The following is a 19,597-nucleotide window of genomic DNA, read 5'->3' as shown; positions in this document are numbered from 1 at the left end:
TCCCGGATCAGGCCGCCTGCGACGGCACGCCGCCCAGGGTCACCTTGTCACGCCGGCCGGTGGCCGGATCGGTCCGGTGCATGGACAGACTGCGCCCCGCAAACGGCCCGGTCAGCAGATCGCCCAGCATGGCCTCGGCCAGGCCGTTGCCGGGCTGGGCGAAGGGGGTGATGAACTCGATCAGCCACAGGCGATCGCCGCTGTTCCAGTCGTCCAGTTCCAGCCGCTCGCCGGCTTCCAGCTTGCGCTCGGCCTCCTCTGACAAATTGGCCCAGATTGCAACTCCAAGCGGCAACTGTTCCAGCGCCTGCTGGGTCACCCCGGCGAAGGCCGCACCGGCCTCCTGCATGCCCGGCAACGGCGGCAGGGTGCCGAAACGGAACACCCGGAACTGCTCCTTCAGCAGCGGCGGCATGAATGACCATTCGAGGTCCTTCAACTGCATCTCACGGTGCAGCGGCGACTGTGAAAGCAGCCAGACGATCTGGCCGAGGGCCTCGGCAACGGTACGCGGCGCCCCGTCGGTGGTGGTGGTGGCGGTGGCGGTCGTGGACGTGATCATGAACGGGAAATCCTGTAGTCGGGAATGGCGGTCAACAGTTCCATGGTGGCCGGATCGCGCGCCGCTGTGCTGATGCCCTGGGCATAGGGCTGGGCGTCGAACGTGGACATCGCTTCGATCATCTGGAACCGCTTCTTCTGTGCCAGCGCCAGATTGTCATGCAAGGCTGAGCGCTGTGATGCCTGGCCGGAGGGAATGCTTTCGTCGATGGGAGCACGATGTTCCGAACGAGCCGATTGCTGCATCCGCTCGGCGGCTGTGGGCTCAACGCCACCGAAACGATCCCCCGGTTCCGTCACTGCTTGCGCCACCGGGGCCTGCGGCAGGTCAGCTGCAGGCGCGAAGCGTGGATCGCCGCCTCGACGGTTGACCCGGCCGGAGGCGGCATCACCGCTGCCCAGGTCGCGTCCGCCCTTGCCGGCGCCAGCATTCAGATTCAGGCCGTCACCGTTGCCCTCCTCATCGCGCTCGCCGAAAGCGAAGAACATGTCCGACAGGGCCGCCTGGGTGCCATCGGTACGGGTGTACTGACCGTTGGCATAGGTAGTGTTGTCCACCGATGTACCCGGCATCTGCCCGGTGCGGCGCGCATCGAGGTTGATCGACGCCACGCCGGCCTGCTGCAACGTCAACAGCTCACCCGCCTGGCTGATGCCATCGCGGTTGGCGTCACGCCAGACCTGGAACTCTTCGAAGCGGGCGTCATTGGCATCCAGACGCCGATCACCATTGCTGTCATAGGCAGCCAGACCTTCGAGGTCGGAATGGGCCCCCTCCAGATCCATCGTGAACGAGATTTCGGCGCCGGAATCAATCGTGCCGTTGCGGTTGCGGTCGAGCACCAGTAGACCGTCGTGCGGCCCGACCCAACCGGTCAGATCACGCACGCCATCACCGTCCATGTCAAAGCGCGTGGCGCTCTGCGCCCAGCCCACGGTCTCCACGCCGTCGCCATCCAGGTCAAGTACGACCGGACCGAGGCGCCCGCCCCATTGGTTGACGACAAACTTCAAAGGATCACTCCACTGCCCTGCAGAATCCACCGCCTGAACGACGATTTCATACCAGGTGTCGTAGTAGGTTTCCTGGTAGTAGCCCGCGCCGCTGCCTCGCGGATCGCCCCAGTTTCCAGATATCTCCGTTCGACGGCCGCCACGGCCCACGATGCGCGAATCGAAGATGTTGCTTCCGTAAGAAGTAAGGAAACCATCGCCCGAGATACCGCGCGTTGTAATACCTCCATCGAGCATTTCGGTTTCACCCGAGTAGGTATCCCAATACTGGCTGGAGATGCCAGTGAACTCCACTGCACTGGTGACATGCATGATGGCGTAGAAGTCCTCCTGGTCACTCGCTGAGAGCACCTGATAGAAATTCCCATCCTGCCAAGTCACGACCGTCGGCCGCTCATTGACGTTCTGCACATTGATCGTCACCCAGGTGCTGCTGGACAGGCCACCACGATCGGTGACCGTCACCTGTATCTGGTGGCTCTGCGCGGTTTCATAGTCCAGCTGCCCGTGCAGCGCGATCTGACCCGTGGTGGCGTTGATACCGAACAGGTTGCTGGCACCACCTGTGATGGCAAAACGGTGGTCGCGGTTGTACCACTGGCTGTCGGGGTCGGACCAGTTGGTGAACTGGAACACGGTCTGGCCCGCGCCCGGCGCCGATTCGGCCAGCGTCAGACTCTGGCCCCAGGTCGTCGGTGCCTCGTTGACGTCTTCGATGCGTACCGTGATCTCGCGATTGCCCGACACCAGCGCACCATCCGTGGCACGGACCGTGACGTTGTAGTAAGCCTCCAGCTGGCCGTCGCCGTCGCCGTCGATCAGCTGCAGGTACGGTGCAACCGCTTCGAAATCGAAACTGCTGACGTTGTACTTGAGCTGGTTTCCGGAAATGACGAACCAGGCAAAGGGGTCGTTGATGATCTGATACGAGGGTACGGTCCCGTCCGGATCAGACGAGGACAGCGTGGCTACCACCTGCCCGGACACGCCGGTGTTCTCGGAGGTGAGCGCCACGTGCTGTACGACGTCCGGCGTTCGTGGTGCTTCGTTGACGTTGGACACGCCCACTTGGAACACCTGGTCGCGGGTCGCGCCGTGGGTGTCGGTCACCCTCACCGTGATTGCATGCGAAGTGGCGGCCTCGTAGTCCAGCAGCCCGCCATTGGCGACGCTCAGTACACCAGCCGCGGTGATGGCAAAGCGGCCGCCAGCGTTGTTGACCAGGGTGAAGGTCAGACCGTCGGTAACGTCCTGGTCCTGGCCGCTGAACCTGCCGACCTCGGTGCCGTTGCCCGAGTTCTCGGCAATGCTGAGCGAGCGGTCGGCAGTGATGCCATGAGGCGCGTCATTGACGTCCTCCAGGCGTACGGTAATGGTGCGCGCACCTGCCGAGGTCAATCCACCGGATACCGCCTTCACCGACACCGAGTACACCACTTCCTGGCGGCCATCGCTGTCAGCATCGCTCAGGGTCATGCCGGCGGCCTTCAGCGCCTCGAAATCCAGTACCAGGCCATCACGGAACTTCAGCTGGTTGCCGACCAGGGTGAACCAGCCGCGCGCGTCGCCCTCCAGCACATAGCTGTAGGTGCCATTGCCACCGCTGGAAGCCAAGTTGGCAATCACCACACCACCCAATGCTGCATTCTCCGCAGCAATCGCCACCGGCTGGCTGGAGACGATCGGCGTGGCCGGGGCTTCATCGACGTTGGTCACCGCGACGGTGAAGGTCTTGTCGCGGGTCAACCCGCCCGAATCGGTCACCCGCACCACGATCTGGTGCGAGGTGTTGGCCTCGTAGTCGAGCAGGCTGGCATTGGCCACGGTCAGCACACCGGCTGCGGAAATCGCAAAGCGGCCGCCCGCGTTGTTGGTCAGGCTGAAGGTGAAGCCATCGTTGTCCGCATCGACGCGGGCGAAATTGCCGAGCACCGTGCCATTGGCCACCGGTGCATCCGCGGTTGACTCGACCGTACTCAACGCGCGGTCGACAGTGATGTCGGTCGGACGCGCATTGATGGTGACCGACAGCGTCTGCGTCTTGCTGCTGGTCTTGCCCGTCGCGGTCTCCTTGGCGATGGCAGTCACCGTCAGCGCCGCAGTGCCGGTCAGGTCGGCCGACCACGTGGCCGGACCGACCAGCGCCAGACCGGCCAGCTGCGCCGGCGTCAGCGACCACACGCCGTTGCCCAGGTTCGTGCCCTTGTTCAGGGTCAGCCCGGTCGGCAGGTTCGAGATGCGGATCTCCAGGGTCTCCGAACCATCGGCATCGGACAGCGCCGCCTGCACATCCAGCGTCAGCGTGCCACTATCAAGTGTCTTGCCGACCTGCACGGCACGGGTAATCACCGGCGCGTCCACTACCGGCGCCACATTCATGAAGAACACGCGCTCGGTCACCAGCCCACCGGCATCGGTTGCGATCAGCTTGATCGCAACGCGTCCGCTGGCGTTGCCCTTCGGCACCAGCGTCACCGTACGCTCGCCGTTGGCCCCCGCAGTGATCATCGGAGTATTCATCCAGGCCACCACCGTCGTGAGGTCAGTGGCATCCACCGCCACGGCACGTACGGTGACCCCGGATGCCGGGGTCAGGTCATCACCGACGGTGAACTGCAGGGCGACCTGGCCATCCTCGTTGATCGACTGATCCGGCACGATGCTGATCGACGGCAAGCCGTTGCCATCCCAGTAGTGCCGCCACTGGTTCTCGAACGTGCCGTCGGCATGCAGTGCCTGATAGGCCGCGACCGTGGCCGGCCTGGTGCGACCGGCCATCAGCGCGACCAGTGCCTCCGCATTGATCGTGCTGCTGGCGTGCTCGCCGGCCAGGAAGAAATCAATCTTGTAGTTGGCGCGATCATTGGCATTGGTGGTCGTGTACCAGCCCTTGATCGTGGTCACCACGCTGGTGCCGATCACCGAGATCACCAGGTCATCGCCGGTACGGCTGAACCACAGGTCATTGCGGCTGATGTCGCGATAGCCGATGACGTCGATATCGTCGCCACTGGAGTCGTAGTTGCGGATTTCGTCGGCACCGGAGTTGCGGTCGATCAAGTAGACGTCGCTATCATCGCCACCAATCAGGATGTCGTTACCGGCGCCGCCATACAGGGTGTCATTGCCTGCCTGCGCATCGAGCAGGTCGTCACCATCACCGCCATACAGCGTGTCATTGCCAGCGCCGCCGTAGAGCTTGTCGTTGCCCGTGCCACCCTCGATGTAATCATCCCCCGCGCCACCAGTGATGACGTCGTCGAACCCACTGCCGATCACGCGCTCGAACGCATCTTCCAGCACATCGCCGGCGGCCGCCCCGCCATGTGTTCCGGTAGCCAGGTTCAGCACGATGCCCGCAGTCGCCGAGGCGTAGGTCAGCGTATCGACACCGGCGCCTCCGGACAGGGTGTCGGCACCGACGCCGCCATCGAGGATATCGTCGCCATCGCCACCGCGCAGGATGTCGTTGCCGACGCCGCCGCGCAGCGTGTCATTTCCGATGCCCCCTTCCAGCAGGTCATTGCCGGCACCGCCATCGAGGATGTCATTGCCGGCGTCGCCGTACAGGCGGTCATCACCGTCTTCGCCATACAGGTTGTCATCGCCATCACCACCACGCAGTTCGTCGACGCCTGCGCCACCGTACAGCGTGTCGCGACCCAGCTCGCCCCACAGTTTGTCGTCGCCAGCCTCACCGCGCAGATTGTCATCGCCATCGCCGCCGTACAGGTCGTCGTTGCCGCCGCCGCCGTTGATGATGTCGTTGCCGCCGAGCCCCTGGATCACGTCCCGGTTGGCCTGGCCGACCAGCGTTTCGCCAGCGGCAGTGCCGTACAGGTAGTCATCCCGGTTGACCACGGTGAAGACCAACTGCTTGCTGACGCTCAATCCGGCGCCGCCGCGATCGGTCGCGGTGACCGTCACGGTGACGTTGCCTCCCGCTTCATAGTCAACGATCGCACCGGCCTTAAGGCGCAGCTGGTTGCCGTTGATGATCTCGAAGCGGCTGTCGGACACGCTGAACACCATCGTGGCGAAATCACTGCCGGCGGTGGTGTCTGGATCGGTGGCCGACAGCGTACCGAGCAGGATCGCCGGCAGCGCGGTTCCGGTGGGAACGCGATCGGTTTCGCTGAAGCTAGTGGTGGTGGCCGCGAACACCACCGCCGTCGGCGCTTCGTTCTCATCTTCAATGGCATAGGTGAAGCTGAGCGTCGAGGCCGATGCTAGGCTGCCGTCGTACGCCCTCACGCTGGCGGTCAGCAGCACCTCCTTGATGCCGTCGCCATCCAGATCGACCAGGGTCGCGCCCTGGGCGGCGGCCAGCGTCTCGAAGTCGATCGCAACGCCCGCACGCACACGCACCTGGTTGCCCACCACTTCCAGCAGGCCACCCGGGTTGGTCACCAGCTGCAGGGTCGGCGTGGTCTTGTCGGGGTCCCCGATCACGAAGGTGCCCACCACCGTACCGGCCCCGGTCTTCTCGCCGGCCAGTACGGCCGCAGTGTTCGGTGGCCGGGTCGGCGTGAACGGCGCCTCGTTGACGTTGCGGACGTCGATCTTGAAGTCCTTCTCGAACCACGCGCCGGCGCCGTCGGTCACGCGCACCCGGATGGTGTGCGCGGTGGCGGTCTCATAGTCCAGCTTGGTGCCATCACGAACGCTGAGCGTGCCATCAGCGGTGAGCTTGAAGCGGCCGCCGCCATCATTGATCAGGGTGAAGCTGGCCGTATCTTCCGCGCCGTCGCGATCGACATGGCCGAAGCGGCCCAGCGACAGGTTGTTGGCGGCGTTCTCGTCCACGGCCAGCGGACCGGGTGCGAGGATGTCGCTGGGCGCGTCGTTGACCGAGCGCACCTCCAGATCGACGATCTGGTCGGCGGTATTGCCGTCGGCATCGGTGACCCGGACCACGAAATGGTCATTGCCGTGGCGGTCCGCCGCCGGCGTGTAGACCCAGGCGCCGGTGGCCGCATTAAGCGTGACGGTCCCCATGCCGGGGGCGTTGATCACCGTGTACCCGGTGATGTTCCCGTCATGGTCGACGGCATTGACGCTGCCACTGAGCGGCACGTCCTCATCGGTGGCCAGGTACTGCGTTTCGACCAGCGGTGCCGGCTTGCTCGAGTTCTGCCAGTAGCTGCCGAGCATGCCCTGCAAGCTGGAGGACATCCCAGCCGGCACGGACGCCGACTCTGCCGCCATTGCCGCAAGCAGCGGCTCGGCGTGGGCGAGGAACAGCGAGCCTGCACCGGTCGCGATCTCGGTGATCCGGCTGGCGCCGGTGTAGTAGCCCGCGATGGTGATCCGAGTGCTGCCTCCAATCACGCTGACCAGCAGATCGTTGCCCACCTTCTGCAGCCAGACCTCGTGGTTGGCCACGTTCTGCAGCACGATGCGATTGACGCCCAGTGCGTCTTCGATGCGGTCGTTGCCACCCTCCCGATCGAACAGGTAGGTGTCATTGCCATCCCCGCCCCGCAGCAGGTCGTTGCCGGCCTCACCGGCCAGGGTGTCGTTGCCGGTGCCGCCATCCAGCAGGTCGTCGCCTGCGCCGCCCACCAGGGTATCGTTGCCGGCCTCGCCATAGAGCTGATCGTCTCCGTCCTGGCCCCCCAGGGTGTCATTGCCTTCGCCGCCCCAAGCCTTGTCGTTGCCCACATCGCCGCTGATCTGGTCGTCGCCCAGCCCGCCGTAAAGCTCGTCGGCACCGGCGCCGCCGGCCAGCACATCGTTGCCCCCGCCACCTTCAAGCCGGTCATCGCCGGCATCACCGGACAACGCGTCGTTGCCGTCGCCGCCCATCAGGGTGTCATTGCCATCACCACCGATGAGCACGTCGTCGCCCCCCCCGCCCATCCAGCCAGTCGTTGCCACCCAGCCCGATCAAGCGATTCGCGCGTGAATCACCACTGATCGTATCGGCGAAGCCGTCGCTGCCAACTACGTTCTCCAGCGTGCTGACGCCGTTGACTGCAACCAGGGTATCGCCATCGGCGTGCCCGCCCGACAGAGTACCCGCAGCCAGGTCCAGCACCAGCGACGCAGTGGAGGTCACGTATCGGACGGTATCGCCATAGGCTTCACCCGCCACCGCGGCCTGGCCGAGGCTGATGCGATCGCTGCCGCCGTCGAGGATGTCGGCACCGGCGCCGCCCTCCAGCGTGTCGTCGCCGTCGCCGCCCCGCAGCGCGTCATTGCCATCTCCACCCGCCAGCACGTCGTGACCTGCAAGACCCGTAAGCGTGTCCGCGCCATCGGACCCGAACAATACATCGTCACTCGCGCTACCGCCGTGGGAAAGCTGGCGGAACTGGCGCAGATCCAGCACCAGTCCGTCCTTCAACTGCATGAACTCGACGCGACGCTGGGCATTCGTATGATTGGCGAGCTTGATCGTACCGTTCTGTGCGGCGAAGACATCCACCTGGAGCGTCGTCCCGCTCAGCGCCAACCGAAGATTTGAGAGGCTGAGCCCTGCTCCCAGTACCAGCGTATCCTGGCCCCCGTCGGTGGCCTGGAACACTTCGCGCACGATCTGTTGCCCATTTGGCCCGTTTCGCCAGGTCGACGAACGGAACTGCCCCTGCGCCGATGGCCACGTGGTGGAGGCTGGCGCGTTCGCCACTGGGGCGTCAAACAGGAAGTCCACCTTGTCCACGCTCTGGTAGACAACGGTGCCGGATGCGATCTCCTTGACCGTCAACCGATACTGATGCTTGTTGCCCGCCGTTGTCTCGCCAAGGCCCAGATACTCCCAGGACGCCGTGTAGGCTGATCCAAACGTCCCTGAGCTGGACATCACCTCATCCAGATAGAAGGCGCCTTCATAGATGACATCACTACCGTCGCCGACGTTGTACTCATAGGCATCGTCGCCCTCACCGCCGTACAGCGCATCCGCGCCACCACCACCGCGCAGCACGTCCGCGCCGATGCTGCCGCCGAGGCGATCGGCACCGGCACTGCCTTCAATACCCTCGATGCTGCTGTAGACATCTCCCTTGGCGTCGCCGGTATTGGCGAACGTGCCTTCCAGGTAAACGCGCACCGCCGCACTTCCCGCGTAAGAGGCGATGTCCACGCCACCGCCGCCGAACAGGGTGTCCGCGCCGGCACCGCCGTGCAGCAGATCATCGCCCTGGCCGCCGTACAGGATGTCGTCACCCGCACCGCCACGCAGCGTATCGTCGCCTTCGTTGCCCATCAGCAGGTCATTGCCCGCGCCGCCGTCGATGACGTCATCGCCACCGTTGCCGGTCAACCAGTCCTTGCCGGCCGTACCGGCAATGGTGTCATTGCCATCGCCGCCCCCCAGCAGGGTCATGTCGGTGAGCGCATGGCGGCCGGTCGCGGCAAACACCATGTTCTCGATCGATCCACCCAGCGCGTACCAGTCCTTGATCGTGATGCGGTCACTGGACGCCGAGAGGCGCTCCTTCTCACCATCGCGGCCGATCACCAGGCGCAGGTCATTGCCATCGCGCTGCAACATCACATCCTGGATGTCGATGCCAACGCCAAACTCCAGCGAATCAACACCCGCGTTGCGCGCAATCAGGCCATTGAGCGCGCCCTTGTGCCGGCGCAGCACCTGCGCCTCATCATTCCAGTCGTTGTGGCTGATCCAGGTGGAGCCATCGAAGTAGACCACGCCATCCTTGCTGACAGTGCCATCGGCATTGCGCACATAGCCGTTGACATAGGCGCCCCTTTCCCAGACCAGATCCCAGTTGTCGACATAGTCGTCCATGACGATGTCGTCGCCATCGCCGCGCTGGTAGCGGAAGACGTCATCGCCTTCACCGCCCACCACTTCGTCGTTGCCACGGCCGCCGACCACCAGGTCCGAACCCGTACCGCCATACACACGATCATTGCCATCATCGCCAAACACCGTGTCATTGCCCGCGCCGCCCAGCACCTGGTCGTTGCCGGAGCCGCCCATCACCCAGTCCTGGTCGCCATCGCCAGCAACGAAATCGTCGCCCGAGCCACCATTGCCGAAGTCATTGCCGGCCAGGCCCCGGATCTCGTCATTGCCGGCGCCGCCATAGAGGAAGTCCGCACCGTAGGTGCCCAGGATCACATCCGAGCCACCGGTGCCGATGATGTACGAGGTCATGTCGCCGATGCGGATGTCCTCGCCATCGGCAAACCGCAGCCACTCCACGCGATGCGAGGATTCGAACCAGTCCTTGATGGTCAGCTCATCGCCGGTGAGGGTCGCGTTGCCGGCGGCGTCATAGCTGACCAGGGCGATGATCAGGTCGTTGCCGGCACCGCTGGCCGAGGAGCGGCGCATCTGGATGTTCTGCAGCGACAGGCCGGTGCCGAACACGATCGCGTCCTCACCGCCCTTCACCGAACCGTTGACCTCGTACTCGCCGCCACCGGCCCAGTTGCGCGCCAGCTGTCCATTGGCGATCTTGGCGAGGCGATCATTCAAGCTGTCGCCGCTGCCACGGATGGCGCCTGCGCCCTCTTCGTCGTAGATCACGTCGCGGCCGTCACCGAGCCGGAACAGGTACTGGTCCGCGCCGCCCCCACCGAACAGGCGTGCTTCGCCATTGGCACCCCGATCATCGCCGGCGCCACCGGCGATGATGTCGCCGCCCTCGCCACCCACCAGCAGATCGTTGCCGGCGCCGCCTTCCAGCCAGTCCGAACCGGTGCCGCCATACAGGCGATCGTCGCCGGCACCGCCGTCGAGGTAGTTGCCGTTGCCACCACGCGCGGCGATCGCCAGCGCCTGTGCGCTGGCATCACCGATGGCGAAGTTCACATTGGTGACATTGCCGGCGAACAGCACGTCGTTGCCGTCACCGCCAAGCAGCCAGTCATCGAGCAGGCCCCCCACCAGGGTGTCGTTGCCGCTGCCGCCGAGCAGATCGTTGCCGAGGTCTCCGCCGCGGACCAGATCGTCGCCAGCACCGGCATCAATGACCGCAGCGATGCCAATGCGATGGGTGGCCGGGGCGGCCTTGCCATTGATCAGCAGGCCGGTGGTGCTGGACAGCGTGGCACCATTGACGATGATGCTGTCGTTGCCGATGCCACCGAGGATGCGATCCTTGTCTGCGGTGACGATGGTGTCGCCAATAGAGAGGAGCTGCTCGCCGCTCCATCCCATGAACAGGAACTTCCGGCCACTCGTACTGTCAAGCGATGCAACGACGTTCGCCGCATTCAGGCCTACGCCATTCAGCTCCCCATCGGGCAACTGATCCATCCATGCCGCAAATCCGCCTACCCAGTCAGTCGATGCACGCTTGTTCAACCCAAGCTCTGTGGCACGCGCAAATGTGATAGCCCATTGTGCTGCCAGTCCGCTTTCTGGAGCGCCGGCAATGAGCGCGTTGATCTGGAAGGGGTCCATCAGATAGCGCCCGTAGTCGGCCGCCATCGCAAGATCCCCGACCAGAGACGTCACGTTGAACTCACGCGAAGACGGCAGCATCCCCAGGTGTTGCACGAGGGCGCGCTTGATATGGACGTCGCCGCCGATCATTTTCCCAGCAAGATTGGTCAGTGCCAGTGCCGATCCGTATCCAATCAGCTCTTCCGCGCTGGAGAACGCGACGGGAGCCGCCGACCAGTATCGATACTCCTTTCCATACGCGCCAAAGGTGCCGCCATCGATAGAGCTACCAGAGGCTACCCGGCTTCCGGACAACTTCAGCACAGCATTGAGATTCTCCGCCACGGCACTGGCGAGGATCTTCGCACCGGCCTTGGAGCCACCGGAGCGTGACCGCACTCCGCTGATGACGAAACTCTCCGATGTCTCTTCCCAGCTGACCGTGGCCCACGACCGCGGCTTTCCACTTGAGAAGAACGAGCCGATCAGTCCTCCCAGGATGTAGCCGACCAATGCGCCGACTGCCGCGCCGATCGCGCCGTATGCCGCCCCACCCACTTTACTGCCCGCTGCAGCCCATGTCGTCGCCGCAGATGCACCGACATAAGCACCAATGGCCGATCCCACCTGCGCACCGATCTGGCCACCGATGGTATCGAACTCTACCAGGCTGGCACCGATGCGCGCGCCAACATAGGCCCCCACCGCGTTGAACAGCTGGGCGGATTTGATGCCATTGAACAGGCTGATGTTCGCGCCGTTGGAAATCGCTGCCGCGTTCTGGATGATCTGCGCGATCGCCGTCGATGCGACGGTCTGCCCCAGCTCTCCAAGCGTTCCTTCAATACCAAGCGAGCTGATCAGCTCTGCGGCCAGGTAGGAGGAGATCGCACCCACACCTGCACTGCGCAGGTTGGCCTGGAATTCTTCCGGAAGGTCGTCAAGGACGTTCTGGACCACTCCCGACGGAAGCGTTACAGAAACACCGCCGGCTTGGATGGCCTCTGCCAGATTCTCGCCGACGGTTGTCAGGATGGTGGAACTCAGCACCCGCCATGCAGGATCCTTGATACGCAGTGCCGATGAAACGGCGCCGCCGATGGCTCCGCCGAGCCCACCCGCCAAGGCAATCTTCTGCAGGAGCCCATCGTCGGCATTGAACAGCCAACTCAATGCATACGGGGAGTTCCAGCCGGGTGTCGCTGAGCCCTTACGCGTGATGGTCGTCCAGTTGTTCGGACCATCCGAGATTCCCAGGGTTTCACTGTTCCCGGTGAAATAGAAGCCAGATGCCTCCAGCTTTGCTCTGTCCACTCCGAGTGATGCAAAATCGATGGTCAGCGCATTGGGCTTTCCGGCCCCCAACATGCGGCGATACTCGGATTCGTAATACAGAATCCTGTTGATCGCTCCGAGCGTGTAGTACTCGTGATAGCTCAGATTGGCGTTCGGGCCGAGCTTTGAACCTGGATCATCGAAGTAGCATACGGCCACCGCTTCGATGTTGGCCGCTGTCTGTTGCAGAACGAGATTCTGATCAAGCACGATCCCGGGGGCAGTTTCGTAAAGCCCGCTGGGTAACCTTGTTACGCAGTCCGGGCGCACGAAGTACATGCGCTCCAACAGCGCCTGGCGATCAATTGGCTTGCCTCCATTGCTGGCAACCATTTCATTGCGGACAGCATTCCACCCGTTGATTGTTGCGACGGCCTCGTTGGCACGTGCTGCAAGCACATAGTTCTTGATCGCTATGGTGTAGTTGCGATCCGAATCACGGAACTGCGACAGATTGATCACTACATTCGAGAAATTCCCAGAAGCAGCATCGACGGCACCACTGAACAAGCCATGCCCGATCTCATGACCCAGCGTGGATCTCAGGTTGTCCATCACTGCCGTGCCGACGCCTCTGGAAAGCGCGTTCCTTGACAGCCGCATGACCCCGCCGTCGAGATGCCCGCCCTCGCTGGCACTCTCCGGAAGAAGTTCAATCGCCTTCAGCTTCCCTTGAAGCGCCGCGCGATTGAACTGCAGGATGAGCTGCGGGGAGCCCTCCAGTGCTCTCTGAATCAGATTCGCGGCGCGCAGCGATTCGCCACCTCGCGCCCTGAGAATATCGAGAATCGACTTCAACTGCGAATTGAATTCAGCCATTTCCCTGCTCCGATGGTTCGACCTGGATGCTCTCCACACAGGATTCGCCGCTGACGGATCCAGTGGGGACGTAAGTGATCACGACCACGGGCAGATGTGGTCGAGAAAAAAAATGTATGCGTGGCGAGCCTGGCGGCACCTGGGGACGCGTGTGATCAAAGCCGTTTCTTCTCAATCGATCGGCAAACTTCGCGAAAGAGAAGGTGCAGTACCCTGGCACCCGGCGGCCTTGCTCCCCCACTACGTAGAACGCGACGACGTTCCCGCCATTGGGACGCTCTCTGGATTCAATCCAGTAGCTCCAGCCTTCGCGAACCTTGGCGTCCATCCGCAACACACCAGTACGGTAAGGCGAGGGCACCATGGGGCGAGCGGAAAGACGATTCCAGCTCGAGCTCGAGATCCCCTTGAATCCGGGTGCTGCCCGCTGTTCGGACAGTAGGCTGACAATCCGCTCGGCGAGAAGGTCGGCACTGATATCTCCAGAGGGTGCTGGCTTGCGCTTGGTGATCTCGGCGGCCATGGCATTGGCAGGCACGATCAGGATTATTCCAAGCAGGAAGCCGCCCGCTTCCCGAATGAACATCTGCCTGAAGCCGTTGACCAGGTTCATCGCTCCCTCCCCGCTTCCTGCACGCGCCTGGACAGCGGCGACAACAGGTATTCAATGATGCGGCGGTCACCGGTCTTGATTTCCGCCGTTGCGGCCAGGCCCGGCGCCAGCGCGCGGCGCCGGCCATCCACTTCGATCCAGGGCCGCAGCAGGCGCACGCGCGCCGGATAGCGCAACCCTTCCTTCTCGGTCTGCACCGCATCACGGCCCACAGTCTCGACCACGCCATCCACCACACCGTAGCGGGTGAACGGATAGGCCTCCAGCTTCACCTCCACCGGCTGCCCGTCGCGGACGAAGCCGGCATCGCGATTGGGCAGCATCGCATCGACCACCAGCTCGCCGTCATGCGGCACCAGCACCATGAGCGCGTCAGCCGGCTTCACCACGCCGCCGATGGTGTGCACCTGTAGTTGCTGCACGACGCCATTCACGGGTGCGCGCAATACCGTGTGCCCAGCCTTGTCATGGGCCTTCTTCAATTCTTCGCCTCGCAACGCGCGTGCCGCTTCCGCCTCAGTCAGGGCGTCCAGTGCTTCACGTGCGAACTCGCTGCGGCTCTTGCTCATCTGCTGGCTGGCCGCCAGCTGCGCAGCGGTCGCTTTACGCTGCTCTTCGCGACGGATCGCCAGGTCCTGGCGCATGCCGACAACACGCTCCTTTACTTCGGCCACCTGCAGTCGCGGCACATAGTTGTCGCGGCTCAGCTCCTCCAGCTTGTTCAACTGGTCGGTAGCCAGCGGCAGCTGCTCTTCCAGCTTGGCGATCTCGGCCAGGATCATGCCGTGCTCGCCATCGCGCTGGCTGCGCTCCTGCTGCAAGCCACCCACAGTGGAATCGAACTCGCGCTGCTTGGCGGCCACCAGTGCCTGCTGGATGGCAATGATGCTGTCAGGTGCTCCCTCCGGTGCGATGAAGCGACCGGCCCGACCGGCAACGTGGTCAACCACGGCCTGCGCCCGTGCCACATCGATCTGCGCGGTCAGCAACGCCTGGCGCGCCTGCTCGACTTCGGCATGGCTGACCGTCGGGTCCAGTTCGAGCAGCGGCGTGCCGGCCTTCACCGACTGCCCTTCAACCACGTGGATCGCACGGACCACACCCTGGTCCGCAGCCTGGATCACCTTCACGTTGCCGCGCGGAATCACCTTGCCTTCGGCCACCGCGACCATGTCTAGGCGGCCAAGGCACGACCAGACCAATGCGATGGCGAGAAAGGCGATCAGCAGCCAGAGAACGGTGCGGCCGATCGGGTTCGGGGGCTTTTCCAGGATCTCCAGCGCCGCCGGCAGGAAGTCCGGCGCCGCCGAGTCGCGTTGGTCCGGCTGCGCACGCTCCGCGCGCAGGCTCTCGCGCAGGATGCCCAGGTGATGCCTCAGTCCCTTCAACATGCGTGCTGTCCTTGGCTGGGCCCGCGGTGGTCAGTTCAGCGGGGCCGCCACGGCGGGCAGGCCCATCTGTTTGGTGTAGAGCAGTGAGTAACGGCCTCCCGCGCGGAGCAGATCCTCGTGCGTGCCGGTCTCGGTGATGCGGCCACGTTCGAGGGTCACGATGCGGTTGGCCTGGCGTACCGCCGAAAGACGATGCGCGATGATGATCACGGTGCGGCCAGCGGACATCCGCTTGAGGTTGTCCTGGATGACTTCCTCGCTCTCCGCATCCAGCGCCGAGGTCGCTTCGTCGAAGATGAGGATCTTCGGGTCGATGGCCAGCGCGCGAGCGATCGCCAGGCGCTGACGCTGCCCGCCGGAGAGGTTGCCGCCGCGCTCGTCGATGCGCGTGTCGTAGGCCTCGGGCAACTCCAGGATGAAGTCGTGCGCCCCCGCCAGCTTGGCCACCTCCACCACCCGGCTCATCGGCATCGCCGGGTCGGCCATGGCGATGTTCTCGCGCACGCTGCGGTTGAACAGCAGGTTTTCCTGCAGCACCACACCCACCTGTCGCCGCAGCCACGCCGGATCCACCATGGACAGATCGACCCCATCCACCAGCACACGGCCGCGCTCCGGGGTGTGCAGGCGCTGGATCAGCTTGGTCAGGGTCGACTTGCCGGATCCCGAGGGCCCGACCACGCCGAGGATCTCACCCGGAGCAATCTCCAGACTGATCGACGACAACACTTCCTGCCCCTCAGGCCGATAGCGGAACGACACGTGCTCCAGCGCGATGCGGCCATCCACTGCCGGCAGGCTGGCACGCGAGGGTGAGCTGGCCGGTTCGGTAGGGGAGTTGAGGATGTCGCCCAGCCGCTCCACGGCAATGCGCGCCTGCTGGAAGTCCTGCGCCAACTGCGCCAGGCGCAGCACCGGCCCGGCAACCTGCCCGGCAAGCATGTTGAACGCCACCAGTTCGCCCACGGTCAGCTTGCCGTCAATCACCAGCCGCGCGCCGAAGAACAGGAGTGCCACGGTGGCCAGCTTGTGGATCAGCTGCACCGCCTGCGAGCCCCAGTTGGCCAGCATGCTGGCGCGGAAGCTGGCCTGGATGTAACCCGCCAGCTGCTTGTCCCAGCGGTTCTGCGCCTGCGGCTCGACCGCCAGCGCCTTGATGGTCTCCACACCGGTCACTGCTTCGACCAGGAACGACTGGTTTTCGGCACCGCGCACGAACTTTTCATCCAGGCGGCGCCGCAGCATCGGCCCGACCACCATGACCACCACCGCGTACAGCGGCAGCGTGATCAGTACGATCAGCAGCAATGCAGGGCTGTACAGCCACATCACGGCCAGGAACACGATGGCGAAGAACAGGTCCAGCACGACCGTCTGCGCCGAAGAGGTGAGGAACTCGCGGATGGTTTCCAGTTCGCGCACGCGCGCCACCGAATCGCCCACCCGGCGCGCCTGGAAATAGGCCAATGGCAGATGCGTGAGGTGGGAGAAGAGCTTCGAGCCAAGTTCGGCATCAACGCGGCTGGTGGTGTGCGAAAACAGGTAGGTGCGCAGTCCGCCCATCAGCACTTCGAACACCGAAACCACCAGCAGGCCGAGGGCAAGCACTTCCAGCGTGGTGATGCCTTTGTGCACCAGTACCTTGTCGATCACCACCTGGAAGAACAGCGGCGTGATCAGTGCCATCAACTGCAGGAAGAACGAGGCTACCAACACGTCACGCAGCAGGCGGCGATACTTCACCAGGGCAGGAATGAACCAACCGACATCGAAGCGCCTCACGGCGCCGGCCACGCTTTCACGCGTGGTCATCAGCAACAGGCGGCCATCGAACTCCCGCGAGAACTCGCCAAGGGACAGCGTGACCGGGCGTCCGTCGGCCGCCGCGTCGAAGCACAACACGTTCTCGGCGTCAGCCTTGAGCACGAGCGTATAGCGCCCGTCGGCCAGGCAGGCGATGGCGGGCAGCGGATGGTCGCGCAGCGCGGTTACCCGCGCCTGTACCACGCGTGCTTTGACGTCCATCCGCTTGGCCAGGCGCAACAGATCCTGTGTATCGATACGGCCTTCGGGGTGGCCCAGCTGGTGCCGGAACTGGTCGGGGTCGGCAGGCCGATCCAGAAACCCCAACAGGGCGACGAAGCACGCCAGCGCGCCTCCATCGTCCACGCACAGTGACTCCTGCAGATCGATCCCTGATCCGTTACTGCCCACGTCAACTGCCTTGTTGTCCCCTGGTGCGCGGACTCTAGGGCCATGCCATGGCAGCTGTCCATCTGCTGAATGCGCTTTTGTGCAAATCAGGTCAAAGTGACAAATTGGTCACATTTTTCAACATCAATCCCGTTCATCCAGACAGGAGCGCACCTGCGAGCGGAGGGCCAGCCTCATGGCATCATGATCGCTGCACGTTCCCTATCCGTTCCCATGACGATCAAAGGCAAAGCCACCTCCCTGGACATCGCCCACCTGGCCGGGGTCTCCCAGCCGACCGTGTCGCGGGCCCTGCGGGGCAGCCCGATGGTCAATGCCGAGACCCGCGAGCGCATCCTGCGCATCGCCCGCGAGCTGAACTACAAGGTCGACAAGAACGCCTCCAGCCTGCGCCTGCGCAATGCCGGCACCCTGGCCCTGCTGTTCTTCGAAGACCCGACCAACGACGATTCGCTGATCAACCCGTTCTTCCATTCGATGCTCGGCTCGATCACCCGCGCATGCGCCCTGCACGGGCAGGACCTGCTGGTCTCGTTCCAGCAGCTGTCCACCGACTGGCAGGCCGATTACGAGGACAGCAACAAGGCCGACGGCATCATCCTGCTCGGCTACGGCGACTACCACGAATCGCGCGACCGCCTGCAGCGGCTGGTCGAACAGGGCACGCACTTCGTGCGCTGGGGCGCCGCCCTGCCCGGCCAGCCCGGCGTGTCGATCGGCAGCGACAATTTCCAGGGCGGGCATGACATCACCACCCACCTCCTGCAGCAGGGCTGCCGCCGCATCGCCTTCCTCGGCCATGCCTCCAGCCATTACCCCGAATTCCAGGAGCGCTACCGCGGCCACGTCGCGGCCCTGCAGGACCACGGCCTGGCCGCCGAACCGGCACTGCAACACGATGCGATCACCACCGAGGCGTCGGGCCAGGAAGCCTGCCAGGCGCTGCTGGCACGCGGTGAACCGATCGATGCGATCTGTGCCGCCAGCGACCTGATCGCCATCGGTGCGATGCGCGCCCTGCGCGAGGCCGGGCGGCGGGTGCCGCAGGACGTGGCGGTGACCGGGTTCGACGACATCCCGCTGGCGGCCTCGGTATCGCCGGCGCTGACCACGGTGCAGCAGGACACCAAGCAGGCCGGGCAGCTGCTGGTGGAACGCCTGTTGGCCCTGATCGGGCGGCAGCCGGTGGAGAGCCAGAGCATCCCGGTGAAGCTGGTGGTGCGGGAATCGTCGCTGCGCGGGTAGGCACCGCAGGGCCGGCGCCCCTACCAACGCACGACGGCCGGATTCTCCCCCCATGACCAACGGCGGATGCGCACGGACGCTGATGCGCGGATAACGCGCAGACATCGCCCATGGAAAGGTGTACGTCGCATGCTGAAGATCGATTCGCTGTCCAAGACGTACGCCAACGGCGTGCATGCGCTCAACAACGTCAACCTGGATATCCCGCGCGGCATGTTCGGCCTGCTCGGCCCCAACGGCGCCGGCAAGTCGTCGCTGATGCGCACGCTGTCCACCCTGCAGGAGGCCGACAGCGGCACGGCCACGCTCAGCATTCCAGGCGAGGCGCCGATCGACGTGCTGCGCGACAAGGACGCGGTGCGCCGCCGGCTCGGCTACCTGCCGCAGGATTTCGGCGTGTACCCGAAAGTCAGCGCGCTGGACCTGCTGGAACATTTCGCAGTGCTCAAGGGCCTGACCCAGCGCGCGCAGCGCCGCGAGGTGGTCGATGGGCTGCTGCAGCAGGTGAATCTGTGGGATGCCCGCAAGCGCAAGCTGGGCACCTACTCCGGCGGCATGCGCCAGCGCTTCGGCATTGCCCAGGCGCTGCTGGGTGACCCGCGGCTGGTGATCGTCGATGAACCCACCGCCGGCCTCGACCCGGAAGAGCGCAACCGCTTCCTCAACCTGCTGGCGGCCATCGGCGAGAACGTGGCGGTGATCCTGTCCACCCACATCGTCGAGGACGTGACCGATCTGTGCCCGACGATGGCGATCATGAACAAGGGCCAGGTGCTGCTGACCGGCCGTCCTGCCGAAGCGATCGACGCCCTGCAGCACCAGGTCTGGCGCAAGCAGGTCGATCCTTCTGAACTGGCCGACCACGAAGCGCGCTATGTGGTGCTGTCGACCCGCCTGGTCGGTGGCCGCCCGGTGATCCACGTGCACAGCGCCAACGACCCCGGTGACGGCTTTGCGGCCGTAGCTCCCGACCTCGAGGACGTGTACTTCCAGCGCCTGCGCCTGCAGGCCCGTGCCCGCGCGGCAGCCTGAGCGGAGCAC

Annotated in this window: 8 protein-coding genes; 2 read left to right on the top strand and 6 right to left on the bottom strand. The window is 64.4% G+C overall.

The genetic code is table 11. The features are described from left to right. Window positions 1–7 precede the first annotated feature (7 nt). The 6 genes from ACZK3J_RS05360 to ACZK3J_RS05335 are packed head-to-tail and all read right to left on the bottom strand — an operon-like array spanning window position 8 to window position 17,266. Window positions 8–562, bottom strand: coding sequence for a toxin-activating lysine-acyltransferase (locus tag ACZK3J_RS05360; protein WP_132809494.1), 555 nt, complete (start codon window positions 560–562; stop codon window positions 8–10). Next, the gene (locus ACZK3J_RS05355) at window positions 559–7,455 is read right to left on the bottom strand and encodes a cadherin domain-containing protein (RefSeq protein ID WP_478476500.1); all 6,897 of its coding nucleotides are present in this window, start codon (window positions 7,453–7,455) and stop codon (window positions 559–561) included. Before ACZK3J_RS05355 ends, ACZK3J_RS05360 begins: the two co-directional genes overlap by 4 nt. Continuing rightward, the gene (locus ACZK3J_RS05350) at window positions 7,400–13,093 is read right to left on the bottom strand and encodes a calcium-binding protein (RefSeq protein WP_478476498.1); all 5,694 of its coding nucleotides are present in this window, start codon (window positions 13,091–13,093) and stop codon (window positions 7,400–7,402) included. The genes ACZK3J_RS05355 and ACZK3J_RS05350 overlap by 56 nt, the downstream gene beginning before the upstream one ends. Next, entirely contained in the window at window positions 13,086–13,706 is a 621-nt protein-coding gene (locus tag ACZK3J_RS05345) for a hypothetical protein (protein WP_100437499.1), read from the bottom strand. Before ACZK3J_RS05345 ends, ACZK3J_RS05350 begins: the two co-directional genes overlap by 8 nt. Beyond that, the gene (locus tag ACZK3J_RS05340; RefSeq protein WP_100437498.1) at window positions 13,703–15,097 is read right to left on the bottom strand and encodes an HlyD family type I secretion periplasmic adaptor subunit; all 1,395 of its coding nucleotides are present in this window, start codon (window positions 15,095–15,097) and stop codon (window positions 13,703–13,705) included. The genes ACZK3J_RS05345 and ACZK3J_RS05340 overlap by 4 nt, the downstream gene beginning before the upstream one ends. Window positions 15,098–15,127: 30 nt before the next feature. Then, a complete protein-coding gene (locus ACZK3J_RS05335) occupies window positions 15,128–17,266 on the bottom strand; it encodes a type I secretion system permease/ATPase (protein WP_478476497.1) in 2,139 nt (712 codons plus the stop codon). Window positions 17,267–17,524: 258 nt separating this feature from the next. On the opposite strand from ACZK3J_RS05335, the gene ACZK3J_RS05330 reads away from it, so the two are divergent. Further along, window positions 17,525–18,556, top strand: a complete 1,032-nt coding sequence (locus ACZK3J_RS05330; protein WP_423168390.1) for a LacI family DNA-binding transcriptional regulator — start codon at window positions 17,525–17,527, stop codon at window positions 18,554–18,556. A gap of 129 nt (window positions 18,557–18,685) precedes the next feature. Beyond that, entirely contained in the window at window positions 18,686–19,588 is a 903-nt protein-coding gene (locus ACZK3J_RS05325) for an ABC transporter ATP-binding protein (RefSeq protein WP_032129584.1), read from the top strand. The last annotated feature ends 9 nt before the right edge of the window (window positions 19,589–19,597 follow it).

The organism is Stenotrophomonas sp. 86428_Sma (assembly GCF_056481585.1).
The sequence above is the reverse complement of the archived record's forward strand: the minus strand, read 5'-3'. Positions and strand labels throughout refer to the sequence as shown.

Coding starts and splice junctions, on each gene's coding strand:
- ACZK3J_RS05360 (WP_132809494.1), bottom strand. CDS start 562: ATGATCACGTCCACGACCGCCACCGCCACCACCACCACCGACGGGGCG.
- ACZK3J_RS05340 (WP_100437498.1), bottom strand. CDS start 15,097: ATGTTGAAGGGACTGAGGCATCACCTGGGCATCCTGCGCGAGAGCCTG.
- ACZK3J_RS05330 (WP_423168390.1), top strand. CDS start 17,525: ATGACGATCAAAGGCAAAGCCACCTCCCTGGACATCGCCCACCTGGCC.
- ACZK3J_RS05350 (WP_478476498.1), bottom strand. CDS start 13,093: ATGGCTGAATTCAATTCGCAGTTGAAGTCGATTCTCGATATTCTCAGG.
- ACZK3J_RS05325 (WP_032129584.1), top strand. CDS start 18,686: ATGCTGAAGATCGATTCGCTGTCCAAGACGTACGCCAACGGCGTGCAT.
- ACZK3J_RS05345 (WP_100437499.1), bottom strand. CDS start 13,706: ATGAACCTGGTCAACGGCTTCAGGCAGATGTTCATTCGGGAAGCGGGC.